Origin of the sequence: Chitinophaga pinensis DSM 2588 (assembly GCF_000024005.1) — a bacterium.
In the GTDB taxonomy this organism is placed as follows: Bacteria; Bacteroidota; Bacteroidia; order Chitinophagales; family Chitinophagaceae; genus Chitinophaga; species Chitinophaga pinensis.
Window position 1 is genome coordinate 7,580,338 of the sequence record NC_013132.1, and the last position, 16,379, is coordinate 7,596,716.

The window sequence follows — 16,379 nt, forward strand, 5'->3', positions numbered from 1 at the left end:
TCACAATTAAAAACCTCTCGTACAAGGGTAATTATTAACCAGCATTACGCTAAAGGAAGAATTCACTAACGCCAATTTTAAAAAAAGGAAATTTTTAATGAAATACATAATCTGGTTTACAATATCCAACCGATTGATTTTTAAAATCCTTATTTCTGTTCCACAGTTATATGCTCTCCAATGCGCTTAATAATTTCCGTTCCTGGATAAACACCAGTATGCTTCCATACGATCTCATTATTTTTAAAAAGTATGGTTGTTGGAATACTACGAATACCAAACTTTCCTGATAACTGCGCATATTCATCTACATCTATACGCTCGTAATTAATTCGCTCACCATAATGTGCTGCTGCCTGGTCCAGGTTTGGCTTCATAGCATGGCAGGGACCACACCACGTAGCGAAAAAATTTATTAAGGTTGGTTTCTCTGATTTAATAATCTCTAATACGTCCATAATGTTGATTTAAAATTATCAGATGCAAAGTTGAGTAAACCTTCATTTTAAAAAAATGGAGATAACAGAAAACAAATGGTAATAACAGGTAGCCAGGTAGTTAAAAGGATGGTAATTTTGAGAAAAATCATGGTTACTTTCAGCATATCAACTCCTGGATTGGGGCAAATTTTTCCTTATAATATTACCTTTGTTATATAAGATATAGCATGTAATTATGGATAGCGAAAAGGCAAATGTTATTACCGAATATCATCTGAATAATCATGAACCAGATAAACCCCAGTTTGCAGTTTATGACATGAAAGACTATCTAAAGGGGCATCATTGTTCAGTTTCAAAACCACATATTCATAGTTTTTACCAGATCATCTGGTTTCAATCCGGTCAGGGAAAACATTTTGTGGATTTTGAAGTATATGATGTGTTTGAAAATGCGATGTTTTTTATTGCTCCCAATCAAGTACATTATTTTGATGAAAACTCCGATTATGAAGGTATATTAATACATTTTAATGAGCCATATCTATTACCGGATGCCAGTGAGTTTTCCTTCTTTTTAAAATGCAGTTTATTTAACAATCCATACCAGCAGCCAGCCTGTTGTATTGGTAGTGGCATTAAGCACCAACTTGAAAAGTATATTGGTTTAATTAAGGAAGAATTGGAAGGTGCATTGTCATTTGGCAAAGATGAATTGATAAGAATATATCTAATGGCATTTCTGGTACAGACACAGCGATGCAAGTATGAATTTGAAAAAAGAACCGGCAAGCCGCTTTTTACGGTTGACGAAAAAAGAATGCAGGTAATTAAATTTGTTAATCTTATTAACGAAAATTACACCAAAGGTCTTTCGATCGTTGAATATGCTAAATTTATGAGCATATCATCCCGTACCCTTTCTGACCTGATTGGTTTGGTGCTCAACAAAACACCGTTACAAATGATTCAGGAAAGAATCATTCTGGAAGCAAAACGTTTATTATTACATTCAAGTTTAAATGTCAATCAAATTGGATATAGATTAGGATTTGATGACCCATCCTATTTTGTAAAATACTTCAGAAGGCAAACAGGTTTTTCGCCAACTGATTTTCGCAAATCCATAATGTGACCTTATAACTTAAAATTACCAGCTCTTTTCAGTTATTTCCATTTTCAGGCATGCTATTAAAGCTCAAATTTGTAGTGTATACGCTGTTACACAATACCGGTGTTAATCTGGCTTAATGCCGGTTAATTTTAAAATTATTTCTTTAAAACTCATATTATGTCAAATGTAATTTCAACTGCTTATCAGGGAAAATTCAAAGCCACTACAGAAGCACCCCTGAATGACAACCCTATAACAGTAAATGCTGTTCAATTTTCTCCGGTAGATCTGTTAATCAGCGCCTATGGCAGCTGTTTATTAGGGACCATTGACTACGTAGCTCAAACGAAACTTTTTGAAGTAAACAATTCAAAAAGTGAAATTACCTATGAAATGAGTACGACAGGAAGTGGCGTTGGGAAAATTAATATCAAACTGTTCTTTAAAGATGATTATTCGGCAGAACAGCGGGAAGTAATTGAAAATGCAGCAAAGAAGCAATGTCATGTGGGTAATACGATTGATGCCAGAATTGAAAAAGAATTTCAATTTATCTACAGCCATAGCTAATTTAATTTCTACATGAGAATGTTGAGATTGAAATAATTGGTTTTTGCACCTTGAATGGCATACGGAGTACTTCCGTATGCCATTTGCTAATATAATTTTTACCAATGGAATATGATTACTTAATTATAGGTGGTGGATTAAGTGGCCTTACTTTAGCTTATTTGTTAAAAAAAAAGGGAATTAACGCACTAATCCTGGAAGGGGCCGATAGAACAGGTGGCAGAATCAAAACAGTTAACGGTACTTTAGGTACACCGATGGAGTTAGGAGCCACCTGGTTCTCAGATGCACATATCAACTTAATAGAACTATTAGATGAATTGGGCCTTCATAAGTTTCCGCAATATAATACAGGTCTTTCCTTGTTCTATACCCGGCCAGATCAACCACCCCAGCAATTTTATGTACCAGAAGAAACATCTCCTTCCTATCGGCTGGCAGGTGGTACGCAGAACCTCATTAAAAACCTCATGGGGAAGCTGGAAAAAAATACTATACAACTTAACACAAAAGTCAGTAAAATTTCTGCTAAAAACGAATACCTATATGCGGAGACAACAGACAATAGAATTTATAAAGCCCGGTATATATTTTTATGTTTACCACCACAACTCGCAGGATCCGATATAAAATTTGAGCCTTCATTACCTGAAAACCTACTTTCAATTATGCCCAGGATACAAACGTGGATGGCAGGGTCCATTAAATTTATACTTGAGTATGATCAACAATTCTGGAGAAAGGCGGGTTTTTCAGGCATGATTTATAGCAATGCTGGTATTATAACAGAAATGTATGACCATACAAATTATGAAGGTAATAAATTTGGGTTTACCGGATTTTTGCACGAAGAGGCGCAACAATTTAGTCAGGAAGAACGTAAAAAGATGGTCCTGGAACAAGTAGCTCACAACTATGGAGATCGGGCGTTATATCCGTTATTATACGAAGATAAAATCTGGACAGGTAAATTTTTACTTTCAGGTAATCCAATTATCAGGTTACGGCATTTAAATAATGGACATCCATTACTACAATCCCGATATATGGATGACCGCCTTTTTTTCTGTGCAACAGAAAGTTCACCTCATTATCCTGGCTATATGGAAGGGGCTGTTATGGTAGCGAAAAATATAATGAAAACATTGGGAGTATAATCACTTTAAATATGAGAGGCTGTATAATACACAGCCTCTCATATATTCATTGTATTCTTGGTTGCGTACCTGTTTTTCTAATGCTATTAATAACCATGGTAGTTAGCGAAATAACCAGCAAAGGAATGACAGCCAGATTAACTCCCTTCCACCCATAAGCATTTAGAAGGTTACCAGCGGAAAAGCCAGAAGCACTGATAACGGTAAATACAAAGAAGTCGTGCATTGCCTGGGTTTTTGCTTTCTCCTGTGGCCGATATGCCTGCGTAAGTAATGTTGTACCACCTATAAACATAAAATTCCAGCCAATTCCTAACAAAATAAGACCAGAAACAAAATGCATAAAATCGGTACCTGATATTGCAAATGACACATGTATAAATAATATAATAATACCGGTGATGATGATTCTATGTACACCGAATCTTTTTATCAGCGTACCGGTAAAAAATGATGGTACGAACATACCCAAGACATGCCATTGTATCACCATAGCTGCATCATCACTGTTGTGTCCGGAATGATGCATTGCCAATGGAGTGGCCGTCATTACCATATTCATTACCGAATAACCCACTGCAGATGAAATCAGTGCACTAATTGTAAGCCTGTTGAAAACTATCTCCCTCAGAGACCTGGCTGGTTGTAAATCCTCCACTATATTTTGCAATGAAACCTTTGGCTGTTGTATATTAAATATGATAGCCAACGCACATACACTCAAAATCGCTATAGATAAATAACAGTAAGCAAATGGTACTGGTCCTACATGCTGTGTAAATCTGGCAAGGTTAGGCCCGGCTATAGCTGCCACTACCCCTCCAGCAAGTACAAACGAGATTGCTTTCCCTTTATTCTCATCTGTTACTGCATCAGCAGCTGCAAATCGGTAATATTGAGAAAACCCCTGATAAAATCCGATCATCATGTTAGCCATAACAAATAGCGGGAAAGAACCCCTAACGATTGCATAAGATGCTAATAACCCACCACTAAGACCAAATGCAATACCTGACATAAATCCCTTTCGCTGACCAATTTTCTTTATAATAAAGGAAGCTGGAATCATCATCATAGCTGTCCCTAATGACATCATGCCAATAGGTAATGTTGCCAAACTTTTATTCGATGCAAGGTTCAGCCCCACCATGCCTGATATAGTAAAAACTATAATTGATGAAGTTTGGAAAAGTGATTGAGCAATTGATAAAATAATAACTTTATTCCATTGTGTTTTCATGCCACTGAACGATAATTTAATTTGAAATTTGATGCATTACTTATATAGTATATGGGATGGTCAAAAGGCCACCCATAATTAGGTGACCTCTCTCTTATAACTAAATAGGCATTAGACATTCAAATGATATACTTTTTTTATTTCGATGCAAAGTTGACGAAAGATGAAGAATAAATTGATGTACATTATTGCAAACAAATGGTAAGTTTCAGTATTTACAGAATTTACTGCAATTGATTAGTATTGAAGGCGGATTGGCAGGCTGTTATATTTATGATAGCAAAAAACCTTTTTACTTATATTTGTTGGGATAGGTAGAATGAGTTAGGAAGCATTTAGAACTGGTAATCTTCCTCCGAGTTCTAAATCTTTGACAAGCAATCTCTGCAACTAATTGATATTCAGAGTCCGAACCGTTCCAGTTCTGGGCACAAACGCAAAACGCCGGAGATAATATCTCCGGCGTTTTTGATTTAGGCTTTATTATTATCTATTACGTACTTATTCATTTAAAATGTGGGCGTTGAGATAGTAAATATAATGAGATGAGCGTGAATACACTTACTTATTATATTAAGTATAGACAACAGGCAAATTGACCTAACGCCACAACTCCATCCTTTATTTAAATAGAAATATTCATTTCCCTCTTTTTTTTGAAGCGTAAACTTTTTTACATCTACAATTGTTTATGAATAGCATATTTTATATGCTGTAAGTACCCCTTAACGGCAGACAGTTTAAAATTAGATAAAAGTGTTAATTTTAAACTAATCTGTTCATCATGAAAAAAACAAGATTTACAGAATCCCAGATTGTTTCTATCCTTAAACAACAAGAATCCGGGATACCGACCAAAGAGATCTGCCGACAACACGGCATTTCAGAAGCGACTTTCTATAATTGGAAGAGTCGTTATGGAGGTATGGAAGCCTCAGATGTAAGGCGTTTGAAAGATCTAGAAGAAGAAAATGCGCGTCTGAAAAGGATGTATGCTGATGTATCCCTGGATAATCAACTTCTTAAAGATCTCTTCACAAAAAAAGGCTGGGCCCTGCCACCCAAAGACAAATAGCGCATGAGCTGGTTAGTGAAGAAGGTATTTCTGTGAGTAGGGCCTGTAGACTTGTATCCTTTCCACGATCTCAATTCTATTACAATAGCCGTAAGAATGATAATGCAGTTATTATTGCATTGCAGGAATTGGCTTTTAAGCATCCTAATTACGGCTTCAGGAAGCTATCCTCTTATTTGCGGAGGGCAGGCCATAAATGGAATCATAAACGGATTTACCGTGTTTATAGGCTATTAAAACTCAACAAACGTAGGAAAGGGAAAAGACGATTACCCGCCCGGATAAAGCAACCACTGATCAGGCAACAAATGATTAACGTTAGTTGGAGTATGGATTTTATGAGTGATAGTATGACTGGTAATAGACGCTTCCGGACTTTTAATGTAATGGATGACTGTTCAAGAGAAGCATTGGCTATTGAGATCGATACATCCCTATCTGCCAAGAGGGTTACGCGGGTACTGGACCGAATATTGACAACACGTGGTAAGCCGAATAGTATACGAGTAGATAATGGACCGGAGTTCACTTCTACAAAGTTTTGCCTATGGTGCAAAACGAATAATATCATCGTTCAATACATCCAGCCAGGTAAGCCAATGCAAAACGGATATATAGAAAGGTTTAACCGTCTATATCGTGAGGCTGTTCTTGATGCATACTTATTTTTTGACCTTAACCAGGTACGAGAGTTAACAGAGGAGTGGCTGGAAGAATACAATCAGCGTAGACCACATGAAGCATTAAATAATCTTACCCCAGAAGAGTGGAAAAACATGGTTCTTGAAGAAACGATTCTCCAGAAGAATACTGTTTGCTAAACGGGGTACTTACACTTCCACAAAAAGTATGGAAGGCCTGCCTTCGGCAGGAATTAAGTTTTGTCAAAGCGGGTGGTCAAGATACCGTTCTGCTGGTCAGCATCTCCGGAATACACAAATGTTTAGGATCCTTATGAAAACTGCTAAAATTTCAATAATTTTTAAAGGACATATTTTTTCGTTCAGCATAATAAAAATTTTCGACTTTTATTATTGCAATTAATCAAACAAGCTATTTTCCATTCCCTCAATTGTAGGAAGTTGCGTTTTTAAATTTTCCGGAATAATTTCGGATAATTCAAATGCACTCACACCAATAGGTTTATTTAGGTCGCGAAGTGAATATTCGACTTCTATTTTATCTTTCATTCTACATAAAATGATACCAATTGATGGGCTATCAGTTGAATGTCTCAATTGGCTATCTACAGCAGATAAGTAAAAATTCAGTTTGCCGGCATACTCTGGTTTAAATTTACCTGCTTTTAATTCTATTACTACAAAACATCGAAGATGAAGATGATAAAAAAGCAAATCCAAAATAATCGGCTTCATTTATCTCCAATTTGTATTGACGACCAACAAATGCAAACCCCTTTCCGAGTTCAAGCATAAAATCTGTTATCTTTTGGGTCAATGCCTGTTCGATTTCACGTTCTTGTGCATCATCTTCCAATCCCAGAAAATCAAAATGATATGGATCTTTAATATTTTCGAGCGCTAAATCCGATTGTGGTTTGGGAAGCGCCACTTCAAAATTATGGTCAGACTTACCTAATCTTAAATGGTAATTTCTACTAATATTTGTCTCAAGGGTATCACGAGACCATCCGTTCTTATGGGTGGCATTTGCATAAACAATGGCGATATCTATATCTTTTACCTTGGAAATCAATAGCCTTTGATATGACCACGGTAATTGTGCCACAGGCTGTGGCACAAATTCAAACTGTTGGGAGAAGAACAAATACCACTGCCGTATTGTATATAAATTCCTTCGAGAAAACCCATTGATTTGAGGAAAACTCAATTTCAAGTCAATTGCAAGTTGTTGAAGAAAGTTATCTCCCCACTTGAAATCTTTCTGTCGTGCTACAATTTCACTTCCCAACTCCCAGTATAGTTCAATCAGAGCAACGTTGAAATTTTGAGCTGCTCTTAATTGTGCCTGTTGAACTTTGTATTTGATTTGTGAAAGCCACGCTTGATATTCCTTATTCAAAAATAGTCATACAATTGGATGAATCCTGCAAAATTACTCCCCTGTTGACTCCGGTAAGTTAATCCGATGTTAAACTTTAAATAAAGTATCAAACAACTAAGTCTAAATAATTAATCTCTTAATAATCAACACAATTTGGTTCCGGGTAGAGCGGATCGTTACCTCCCCGCTCCCCCACAGATCCGTGCGAGCAGCTTTCCTGCACACGGTTCCTCTGTTTACGGCTTCGCTAATTGATAACTGTGATAGACCTTCGGTCTTATAAGGGGTATCCATTCCATAGTTAGCTTTGCTATCTTAGCCCATGTCCAGACACGTTTGCCTCCTCGATGGTTTAGCCATTTATAGAGCAGGCATTTAGTCCGGTTATAGTACGTATGCAGCTTCCTGATATTGAATGTTATACCATAATAGCCATAATGGCCACGTAGCTTCTGGTTCAGTGCTTCTATAAGTTCAGCTATGGGTAGCTTATGTCGATAGAACTTGATCCAGTCACTTAGCCGTTTCAAAGCTCCATTCAATTTCTTACTGCTTGTTTTACGCTTAAGGATACGCTTTCCATTTCGGCTTTTACTTATATAATGAGTAAAACCTAAGAAGTCAAACGTGGTACGGGGATGACCTTCTCCATCATCGTCCAGGTCTATTAATCTGGTCTTGTCTGGATGCAGGGTCAGCCCATATTTACTTAATCGTTTGGGTAGAACTTTCATCACTCGCAATGCATCTTCCTTGTTGGTAAATCCCAACAAAAAGTCATCTGCATAACGGATCATAAAGCTGTCATCCTTTAGTAATCGCTGGATTTGCTCTTTGAACCAGGTATCCAGTACATAGTGCAGGTAAATGTTACTCAGTAACGGTGATATACTACCTCCCTGAGGAGTACCTTCTGTAGGATACACTACCTGACCGTTCTCAAGTATACCTGCCTTCAGCCACTTGTCTATCATTTTCCTTATCACACCATCTTTTATCTTCAGGTCAAGGAACTCTCGCAGGCAGCCATGGTTGATGCTACCAAAGTAGTTTTGCATGTCTGCGTCTATAATATAACGCATCCGGTTCATGCTCACTTCTCTGGACAGTGCTTCTACTGCCTGGTGTTGGGATTTGCCGGGCCTAAATCCATACGATTCATGATAGAATATCCCTTCATATATTGGTGTCAGTACACGCGATACAGCCGTCTGCAACAGCTTATCTTCCACTGTTGGAAGACCTACGCGGACGTAGCTTTCCATCTCCTTTAGGTATAAATACCCGCCGGATGTTGGGTGCACGGTAGTTACCGCTTCTAAAGGCCGTCAATAACTTTGGGATTCTCTCATTCCTTTGTTTATTGTAGTCAGTCCATTTCTCTGCATCTACTCCGCTTGATCCCTTCTTATTCAGGGAATCGAAGCAGTCATGCAATAGCCCGATGTCAATAAACTCGTGCAGGTTTGTCAGCGCTTCTCCCGGATACTTCCTTGCCCGGGCCGCTATCTGCATCTCTACTGTTAACACTTCTTTCATGTCTCTGGTACATTTAGTGTTGCTAAGATGCTAGTTCCGTAAACAGACATCCCCCTTCCCTACTGAGTGGCTTTCATAGAGCTGATTTCCCACCCTTCTAACGGTACTATGAGGATGCTAAGACTGCCTTCGTCCTTCTCCTTACCTTCGATCTCTCTCGGCGCGGATACCTCCCGATATCGCCTTTTCTTGGCGCTTAACAAGGTGACGATATAAACCTTGGAAGCCTGGATTATTCTTGCTCGGTCAATCCATTAACAACCGACTTTCGTTTGGAGACGTTAGGCTCTCCTGTGTTCCCGTATTACCCCTGTCTGCCTTTGATATGTTCTTAGACCCCGGTCGAATCACCCCCACTCGTCTATAACGCAGGTTTGATGTTGCCTTAGCTTTTCGAACAACTAAAGCTTCAACGTCTAGGACAGTTTCGAGGCTCAATAGCATACCTTCAGCAGTCGCTGTCTACGCTTCGTGCCATCATCTCTAATGACTACGCAAGACTCGCTTCCGGTGGTTGACTAGACCTTGTCGGACAGGATTAAATACCTGCCGGGTAATTTCGAGGTGTTTCATTTATAAATCCCCACCTCACGGACTTTGCACAGCGCAATCGATAATCTACCGCTACTGGGCACTAAAGCGGAAAGGTCGGAGATATCTCCGACCTTTTGCTTTTTATAGTCGTCTGAGCCCGCTCTGGGCATGGTTATGGATCAAGTTGAAAAGGATCAAGTTGAAAACTTGGGGGATTAGATCAAAAGCTGTTGTTTTGCTGTATAAATCAACATTTTGGATCAGAATTACCGCCAGTTAATACAATTAATGCTTCCAGAAGGCATCTTGGAATACTTCGAGTTAGCCAATACCACAAAGGATTCTAAAGAAATTAATATCTTCCTGGAAGAGAAAAATATTGTCCCAGAGGAATACAAAGATCAATCACTGCACTCAAAGAGTTTTCTACCAGAAATACAAGTACAGGACATTCCCATACGTGGTCATAAGGTTGCCTTATGCATTAAGCATAGGCGCTGGGAAGTACAGTCAACCGGAGAAATAGTAACCAGAAACTGGACACTGGTAAGATCAGGAGCACGAATTACAACGGAATTCGTGCTTTTTTTAAAAGGAATATTCGGATAATTATCCCATCAGCCCTGTCATACCATAACATAGCACTCAAACATTTTGAAGATATAACGAGGGCACCTGGAGAGTTTTGTCCATAAAAAAAGTGGTGATCAAGGGATACATTTTTTGAAAAAAAAGTTGGCGATCGCCGTGGATTGAAGCTTAATCTGGATGGGGCATTTAAAGGATTTTTTGATTAAAATGATATGGCAGAAAATATTGAAATTTTATTAGAACATGTTTCAATCGAAAGGACTATTACATTCCTTTCAGCTTTGGCGAATAGAAGTAATTTATTGTTCCTTCGTGGTACATCTATCGACGCTGATATTACAGATAAATTGCCGTCTTCACTTGAACTGAAGCAGCTTATGGATAGCTCAACGGGCGATTCATTTTATTTTAGGTTTTCCGATTTTAAATTACTTGAATTGTGACTTCCCTATGGTGGAATTCAAATATACAAGTATAGTAATATCTACGATTTAAGTATTGACTTTCCTGAAAGTTATTTTGATCAATCAAAATTTTCAATCGTGGGTTTACAATGCGCTGTAAGAGTATTGGCAGATGAGCTTAATGCAAAGCTGTATTGCTGCGGATATGAACCAGTCCTTAATTTGGACACTCGTTTTTTTACGGACGACAAATTAGGCCCATTAGTATTTAACATAGAAAAATAGAATTGGATCTCGATTCTGATGATTTTTCAAAGCTAAAGTGTGCTTATCTCTTTAACTGTAGAAGTTAAAACTCAATCTGACAGTAAGCGATTAATTGAGTAGTGGTATTCCTAGCTTATTTGCATAAATTTATAGAAATCCTTTGTTTATGCCATCTTTATTAAGTAATCCTCCTACCCAAATGCGGTTATTAATCATACTATTGCTCCTCTTTCCTGCTGGGTTGTATGCTCAAAAAGACAGGATCGACACATTTATCGAGAATGCCATGACAAGGCAACAGATAGTCGGCCTGGCGGTGGGCGTAATAAAAAACGGAAAAGTTATAAAAGCGAAGGGGTATGGACAGGCAAACCTGGAACTAAATACCCCGGTTACGACGAAAACGGTGTTTAAACTAGGCTCTGTGAGTAAACATCTAATCGCGGTGGCTATCATGAAAATGACACAGGAAGGTAAATTGAAGTTAGATGACCCGGTGACGAAGTTTTATCCGGATGCACCATCGCATTGGTCTGCAATCACTATCCGGCATCTGTTGAATCATACATCCGGTCTGGTAAGGGAATCTCCTATTTTCGACGGTATGGCTGCGCAACCAGATTCCTTACTTATCAGGGCCGCTTATAAGGATTCACTGGTTTTTCCTACAGGTAGCAAATGGCAGTATTGTAACCTGGGATATTTTATATTGGCTGACATTATCAGGCAAACAGATAAACGAAGTTTTTCTGAGTACATGCAGAAAGAGATCTTCAAAAAAAATGGATTGCTGACAACACAGGTAACGTCACTGGATAATCTTGTTTATAACAGGGCAGGCGGGTATGTACGTCTTGGTGGAGATACCATCACTAATGCGTTGAATTACGTAGCTTTGAGACCTAGTGGTGCGTTTCTATCGACTATTGATGATATGTTGAAATGGGAGATGCTGATACAGGAAGGAAAGATACTTTCAAAAGAAAGATGGCTGCAGATGTGGCAGGACCTGGCAAAAACAAATGACATTGATAAGAGCTATGGTTATGGGTGGTATGTTACCAGGTATAAGAACCGGAAGACAGTTTTTCATGGTGGTTCGTTACCTGGGTTCAGGTCTCAGTATTTCAGGTTCCCTGATGAGCGCACCGCGATTATCATACTTACAAATTCAGAACCGAGTAATCCAGCGATTATTGCACAAGGTATAGCAGATATTATTTTATAAGCCAATTGTTAACTCATTACTGCATCGGCAAGTACCTGTGGCACTTGCTGGGTACATTGTTATAGTCAGCTTTGTCTTTAAAACAGTTAAAACGAGGCTCATCTATTCAATTTGTACTCGGGCATCGGAAATTTATGCACTCAGTCTATTTATCCAGCACTATTTTCAAAGCTGCAAGATCTTGTACTCCCCAGGCTCCGCCAGCTTGCTTACCACAAGACTTACAATGGCCCGTATATTTAATTATCAGCTCGTCGATGGAAAGATAATAATCTATGTCCTCCATCGCCACAGTGGCAGGCCAGCAATTTTTACAATATCCCCGTGTTAATATACTCTCTAAAAAATAATTAAAGTCCATTTTGAGAATAGTCTCAATTTCAGCAGGTAATAGTCTCAGGTGATGCTTGGTATAACGCTTTGTTTTTTTAATATCTGACAGTGTTAATCCAGGTGCCGGTTCAAGTCGCAAAGTCTTAGTCCACAATTTAAAACTTGTACCTTTCCTTTCATAATTGATCACATTAGCATAGGTAAGTCCTATTTTTAAAGTAAGATCAAATACCTGCATACAATCACCATAAGGGTATGCATCTTCCCTATACGCACTTATTCCACTATTCTTCTTATTCCAATAAACAAAATATTTCTCAACATCACTAATCTGCACATTTAAATCTGTACAGAACCGCTGCAAATCAAAACCGTGACTTTCATCTTCATCAATAGGATCGAACGTTGATATCAATCTTCCCTTGTCAAAAGTATATAATACCCATTTATCGCCATCATGTATATGAAATGTATAAACTGGTGCCTGCAAATGCTGAGAAAGCTGCGCTGAAAATGAGAGAAACTCTGTAAAATGTGAAGGATACGTAATGACTGTTTTGTTGTCACTGGATGAAACAGCACAAAAGTTATCATCACTCCAGTTCACATCTGCTGCTTGAATCCCGCCACCATTTGCTAATGCATAATCTCTGATTTCCGAGATTAATTCCTGTTGATGATTATTCTGAACAATAGAATACGTAAGAAATAGTCCCATAGGTTTAAGATATAAATTAAGTTCGATAGAAATAACAATATGCTAAAATAGTTTAGTCCGTTGATAAATAATTTATTTAAAATTGCACCTCAGAAAAATATCCTTATGCTTAAAAAAGAAATCCACTTGCGGTTGTTGTCAAGTTTGGATTCGCATTGTTGAGTTGTAGCGTCCTGTTTGTAGCCTGTAACAAAGAAGTACAAAACGCTGAGAAAATTGTATCACAATCTGAGGAAGTAGAGACCCTAAAGTCATTTTTATGTGGAAAGATTAAAGTCTCAGAAGCTAAGATCCAATATATAGACTCCAGCAAAGAGTTTATCATTGGTGGTGATGCTATTATGTCACTGCAGTCAGCGCGTGAACACTATGAGAAAAGCAATCAGCAAAATGGAGAGGAAAGTAATCTCCGTCAACGTATTGGTGATTCGATATTATCATGCAGGCTTAGGAGATCACTATTATACTACGGATTTTAGCATATTTGGAAACGGAAGAGATGGTTGGGCTTATCAATGGGTACAATGTTATGTATACGCTACACAGGTACCAGGTACGCGCCCGCTGTATAGATACTACAATTCACAAAATCAGGTATACTTTTATACAACCAACTGGAACGAATTGGGAAGTGGAGCACTTGGCTATGCTTTCCCGACGATAGTCGCATACGTTTATTAATCCTATAATCAGTACATGCTGTGCTGGTCAGATGTTACCAATTACTATATAAATCAGGAAGCCGTCTCACTACTATTGAGACGGCTTCTTTGCTATAACAGCTTTGCGGAATATGAAAGCATCTCCTTACGTTTTCTATTTTCAACAACTCCGGCTGATAAATATTCGTGCAGGTAATCTACCTGCTGATCTTTTTCAATACCTTAATAATATTTTATTTAGAAGGATCTGTACTCATTTTGCACAATTCGATCATTTGAAAAGCGAATTGCATCAACGACCCTAAACGCTAAACAATCATATAGATTGAAAATAATACATAAATTTATTATTTTAAGCCTTTAATGCCTCCATATTGAAACCTATTATATACTCTATTAGAAAAGACAATCCCCTTATATGGGTAAAATTCCTAGTGATTCTCCTTGTGATTTTCTATTCATGGTCTATTGCAGGAACACTCATTATACTAGACGATTATATACACTGTAAAGATTGTCATTTAAATCTCTACTTGTTCCTGAAATTCTTTTCACTATTCTACATCCCCTTGGCCTTCTATAAACTGTCTAAACCAAAGAAACTGTGGGGCTGGATCTACATTTATGTGGAACAACTGTTCTCTCTGGTCATTCACATAGGCATGGTATACAGTTATTTCAAAAATAATGGTAGCATCGACGGTTTTCTGATACCGGTGATGATAAGGGGATTTTTTGCATACTGCTTATGCATAGATCCGTTAGCGGACTATTTTGGCGCCTATATTGGATATAGACAAATAGCCAGAACGGTTATCATTCCTCTTGCAGTGATCTATATTTTGACAATGTACTTCTTCTGATACCATTCGTACTCGTTATGGCTGCTCAATACTTTTGAAACAGCCACTCAGACAATTAAATCAATACTACTTGCAGACAGAAACAGCATCGAAAGCTACCGTCTGCATCTTAGATGCCGCGTTGTCCTTATGACGCTCCCCCCAACCATGTAACTGCATACAGATGGGTGTGAGTTCATGACCGATAGCCGTTAGTGTATACTCCACTTTGGGCGGTACTTCCGCATACACCTTTCGCACCACCAAACCATCTGCCTCTAATTCGCGTAGCTGTAATGTCAACATTCGTTCAGTGATGTTGGGTGTGTTCTTCTTCAGTTCATTATAGCGCTTAGCCCCTGAACTTAGCTCCATCAAAATCAGCAGTTTCCATCTCCCGCCGACCAACTGCAAAGCATAGGTAAGACTACAATCCAGGAAGAGCTGTCTGTTTAAATTATTGGTAGAAGTAGCTTTAATTTTAGCCATTACGAACATTTTTGTACGTACCGGACATTCGGTTGGTAACAGTACAAATTTACTGTATTGCTGCTAAACTTGCAGAAAATCCAAAATAATGGAAATAAAAACAAGACAAAAAAAAGGCGTACGGTTCCATCAGGCTGGTGGACCAGAAGTATTAAAAGTTGAACATGTCGATGTACCTGCCCCCGGACCACAGGAAGTGCGGCTCCAGGTGAAAGCAATCGGCTTAAACCGTATCGACTCATTCTTCAGAAGCGGTTACTTTTCCGAACAACCTATCTTCCCTTCACTCTTAGGCTTTGAAGCTTCCGGCGTTATCGAGTCTGTTGGCGACCAGGTAAAAGATTTCGCTCCGGGAGATGTTGTGAGCGTTATCGCAAAATTTTCCAATCATGATTATGGTACATACGGAGATCTTATTATACTGCCGGCAGCCAGCCTGGAGAAACACCCATCTAATCTGACTTTCGAAGAGGCTGCAGCATTATGGGTAAGTTACCTTGCTGCCTATGGCATGTTGGTGGATAGTGCAAACCTGAAGCCTGGCCAGTATGTGCTGTACAATGCAGCATCCAGTAACACAGGACACGCTATCACTCAAACCATCAAACTGTTAGGTGGTATTCCCATTGCATTAACTAGCACTCCATCAAAGAAACGGGCCATTTCAGATCTCGGCGTGCAACACATTATTGTAACAACTGAACAGCATATATCAGAAGAAGTCCTCAAAATAACCAACGGTAAAGGTGCAGATGTAATCCTGGATGCTGTCGGAGGCAAACAGTTTGAACTCCTTATCAACGCAGCTGCAAATTATGCGAAGGTGTTTGCATACGGCGCGCTCGATCTGGAACCAGGACCATGGCCTATGCTGGGAGTCGTACTAAAAAAGATCTCTATTACCGGTTATGATATGACCGATACATTGATGGACGCAAAGAAAATCAACGCAGCGATCGCCTTTGTAAAAACCGGCGTTCAGCATGAGAAGCTTAAACCGGTCATCGGACCCAAGTTTTCACTAACTGAGGTAGTGGAAGCCCATCGCACATTAGAACGCAATCAACATATTGGTAAGATAGTTCTCATACCTGAAGGCGTCTAAATATAAAAGAAGGTGTCTACTATGTTGAAAAACAACATCAAGATAG

The 16,379-nt window shown here is 38.6% G+C and carries 15 protein-coding genes and 1 pseudogene; 9 read left to right on the forward strand and 7 right to left on the reverse strand.

Features of this window, described 5'->3' with window-relative positions; all coding sequences use genetic code 11:
- Positions 1 to 149: 149 nt before the first annotated feature.
- Entirely contained in the window at positions 150 to 458 is a 309-nt protein-coding gene (locus CPIN_RS29560) for a thioredoxin family protein (protein ID WP_012793558.1), read from the reverse strand.
- A gap of 217 nt (positions 459 to 675) precedes the next feature.
- Here CPIN_RS29560 and CPIN_RS29565 point away from each other — a divergent pair, with 217 nt between their 5' ends.
- From CPIN_RS29565 to CPIN_RS29575, 3 genes are all read left to right on the forward strand, one after another.
- Entirely contained in the window at positions 676 to 1,575 is a 900-nt protein-coding gene (locus CPIN_RS29565; protein WP_012793559.1) for an AraC family transcriptional regulator, read from the forward strand.
- 156 nt (positions 1,576 to 1,731) lie between these two features.
- Positions 1,732 to 2,124 (forward strand): OsmC family protein, encoded by a 393-nt coding sequence (locus CPIN_RS29570; protein ID WP_012793560.1) that lies wholly within the window; start codon positions 1,732 to 1,734, stop codon positions 2,122 to 2,124.
- A gap of 104 nt (positions 2,125 to 2,228) precedes the next feature.
- Positions 2,229 to 3,281 (forward strand): flavin monoamine oxidase family protein, encoded by a 1,053-nt coding sequence (locus tag CPIN_RS29575; RefSeq protein ID WP_012793561.1) that lies wholly within the window; start codon positions 2,229 to 2,231, stop codon positions 3,279 to 3,281.
- A gap of 46 nt (positions 3,282 to 3,327) precedes the next feature.
- On the opposite strand, the gene CPIN_RS29580 is transcribed toward CPIN_RS29575, so the two are convergent.
- Positions 3,328 to 4,521 carry an MFS transporter gene (locus CPIN_RS29580; protein ID WP_012793562.1) on the reverse strand — a complete coding sequence of 398 codons (1,194 nt, stop codon included), beginning with the start codon at positions 4,519 to 4,521 and terminating at the stop codon, positions 3,328 to 3,330.
- A gap of 784 nt (positions 4,522 to 5,305) precedes the next feature.
- On the opposite strand from CPIN_RS29580, the gene CPIN_RS29590 reads away from it, so the two are divergent.
- Positions 5,306 to 6,417 (forward strand): IS3 family transposase gene (locus CPIN_RS29590; RefSeq protein ID WP_148230517.1). Its coding sequence is split into 2 segments (ribosomal slippage): positions 5,306 to 5,558 and positions 5,558 to 6,417, totalling 1,113 coding nucleotides; the frame shifts between segments, so codons are not numbered across the junction.
- 219 nt (positions 6,418 to 6,636) lie between these two features.
- Here the strand turns inward: CPIN_RS29590 and CPIN_RS29595 are convergent.
- From CPIN_RS29595 to CPIN_RS39230, 3 genes and pseudogenes are all read right to left on the reverse strand, one after another.
- Positions 6,637 to 7,639, reverse strand: a pseudogene (locus tag CPIN_RS29595) (PDDEXK nuclease domain-containing protein).
- 218 nt (positions 7,640 to 7,857) lie between these two features.
- Positions 7,858 to 8,886 carry a reverse transcriptase domain-containing protein gene (locus tag CPIN_RS29600; protein WP_222838160.1) on the reverse strand — a complete coding sequence of 343 codons (1,029 nt, stop codon included), beginning with the start codon at positions 8,884 to 8,886 and terminating at the stop codon, positions 7,858 to 7,860.
- Positions 8,843 to 9,160, reverse strand: coding sequence for a hypothetical protein (locus CPIN_RS39230; RefSeq protein ID WP_222838161.1), 318 nt, complete (start codon positions 9,158 to 9,160; stop codon positions 8,843 to 8,845). Before CPIN_RS39230 ends, CPIN_RS29600 begins: the two co-directional genes overlap by 44 nt.
- Before the next feature lie 789 nt (positions 9,161 to 9,949).
- Between CPIN_RS39230 and CPIN_RS29605 the strand changes: the two genes are divergently transcribed.
- From CPIN_RS29605 to CPIN_RS29615, 3 genes are all read left to right on the forward strand, one after another.
- A complete protein-coding gene (locus tag CPIN_RS29605) occupies positions 9,950 to 10,303 on the forward strand; it encodes an ISAon1 family transposase N-terminal region protein (RefSeq protein ID WP_245552045.1) in 354 nt (117 codons plus the stop codon).
- Positions 10,304 to 10,497: 194 nt separating this feature from the next.
- Positions 10,498 to 10,728, forward strand: coding sequence for a hypothetical protein (locus CPIN_RS29610; RefSeq protein ID WP_044219993.1), 231 nt, complete (start codon positions 10,498 to 10,500; stop codon positions 10,726 to 10,728).
- 394 nt (positions 10,729 to 11,122) lie between these two features.
- Complete coding sequence (locus tag CPIN_RS29615) at positions 11,123 to 12,184, forward strand: serine hydrolase domain-containing protein (RefSeq protein ID WP_083781168.1); 1,062 nt, start codon at positions 11,123 to 11,125, stop codon at positions 12,182 to 12,184.
- A gap of 145 nt (positions 12,185 to 12,329) precedes the next feature.
- Here CPIN_RS29615 and CPIN_RS29620 read toward each other — a convergent pair whose 3' ends face one another.
- A complete protein-coding gene (locus CPIN_RS29620; protein ID WP_012793565.1) occupies positions 12,330 to 13,235 on the reverse strand; it encodes a hypothetical protein in 906 nt (301 codons plus the stop codon).
- 390 nt (positions 13,236 to 13,625) lie between these two features.
- Between CPIN_RS29620 and CPIN_RS29625 the strand changes: the two genes are divergently transcribed.
- The gene (locus CPIN_RS29625; RefSeq protein ID WP_012793566.1) at positions 13,626 to 13,916 is read left to right on the forward strand and encodes a hypothetical protein; all 291 of its coding nucleotides are present in this window, start codon (positions 13,626 to 13,628) and stop codon (positions 13,914 to 13,916) included.
- Positions 13,917 to 14,826: 910 nt separating this feature from the next.
- Here CPIN_RS29625 and CPIN_RS29635 read toward each other — a convergent pair.
- Positions 14,827 to 15,228, reverse strand: coding sequence for a winged helix-turn-helix transcriptional regulator (locus CPIN_RS29635; protein WP_012793568.1), 402 nt, complete (start codon positions 15,226 to 15,228; stop codon positions 14,827 to 14,829).
- Positions 15,229 to 15,316: 88 nt separating this feature from the next.
- Between CPIN_RS29635 and CPIN_RS29640 the strand changes: the two genes are divergently transcribed.
- On the forward strand, positions 15,317 to 16,333 hold the full coding sequence (locus CPIN_RS29640) for a zinc-dependent alcohol dehydrogenase family protein (RefSeq protein WP_012793569.1): 1,017 nt from the start codon (positions 15,317 to 15,319) through the stop codon (positions 16,331 to 16,333).
- Positions 16,334 to 16,379 lie beyond the last annotated feature (46 nt).

What these genes read in the sequence shown, in the direction of transcription:
- CPIN_RS39230 (WP_222838161.1), bottom strand. Translation starts at nt 9,160, where the DNA reads ATGAAAGAAGTGTTAACAGTAGAGATGCAGATAGCGGCCCGGGCAAGG.
- CPIN_RS29570 (WP_012793560.1), top strand. Translation starts at nt 1,732, where the DNA reads ATGTCAAATGTAATTTCAACTGCTTATCAGGGAAAATTCAAAGCCACT.
- CPIN_RS29640 (WP_012793569.1), top strand. Translation starts at nt 15,317, where the DNA reads ATGGAAATAAAAACAAGACAAAAAAAAGGCGTACGGTTCCATCAGGCT.
- CPIN_RS29625 (WP_012793566.1), top strand. Translation starts at nt 13,626, where the DNA reads ATGGAGAGGAAAGTAATCTCCGTCAACGTATTGGTGATTCGATATTAT.
- CPIN_RS29620 (WP_012793565.1), bottom strand. Translation starts at nt 13,235, where the DNA reads ATGGGACTATTTCTTACGTATTCTATTGTTCAGAATAATCATCAACAG.
- CPIN_RS29635 (WP_012793568.1), bottom strand. Translation starts at nt 15,228, where the DNA reads ATGGCTAAAATTAAAGCTACTTCTACCAATAATTTAAACAGACAGCTC.
- CPIN_RS29575 (WP_012793561.1), top strand. Translation starts at nt 2,229, where the DNA reads ATGGAATATGATTACTTAATTATAGGTGGTGGATTAAGTGGCCTTACT.
- CPIN_RS29565 (WP_012793559.1), top strand. Translation starts at nt 676, where the DNA reads ATGGATAGCGAAAAGGCAAATGTTATTACCGAATATCATCTGAATAAT.
- CPIN_RS29615 (WP_083781168.1), top strand. Translation starts at nt 11,123, where the DNA reads ATGCCATCTTTATTAAGTAATCCTCCTACCCAAATGCGGTTATTAATC.
- CPIN_RS29600 (WP_222838160.1), bottom strand. Translation starts at nt 8,886, where the DNA reads ATGGAAAGCTACGTCCGCGTAGGTCTTCCAACAGTGGAAGATAAGCTG.
- CPIN_RS29580 (WP_012793562.1), bottom strand. Translation starts at nt 4,521, where the DNA reads ATGAAAACACAATGGAATAAAGTTATTATTTTATCAATTGCTCAATCA.
- CPIN_RS29610 (WP_044219993.1), top strand. Translation starts at nt 10,498, where the DNA reads ATGGCAGAAAATATTGAAATTTTATTAGAACATGTTTCAATCGAAAGG.
- CPIN_RS29560 (WP_012793558.1), bottom strand. Translation starts at nt 458, where the DNA reads ATGGACGTATTAGAGATTATTAAATCAGAGAAACCAACCTTAATAAAT.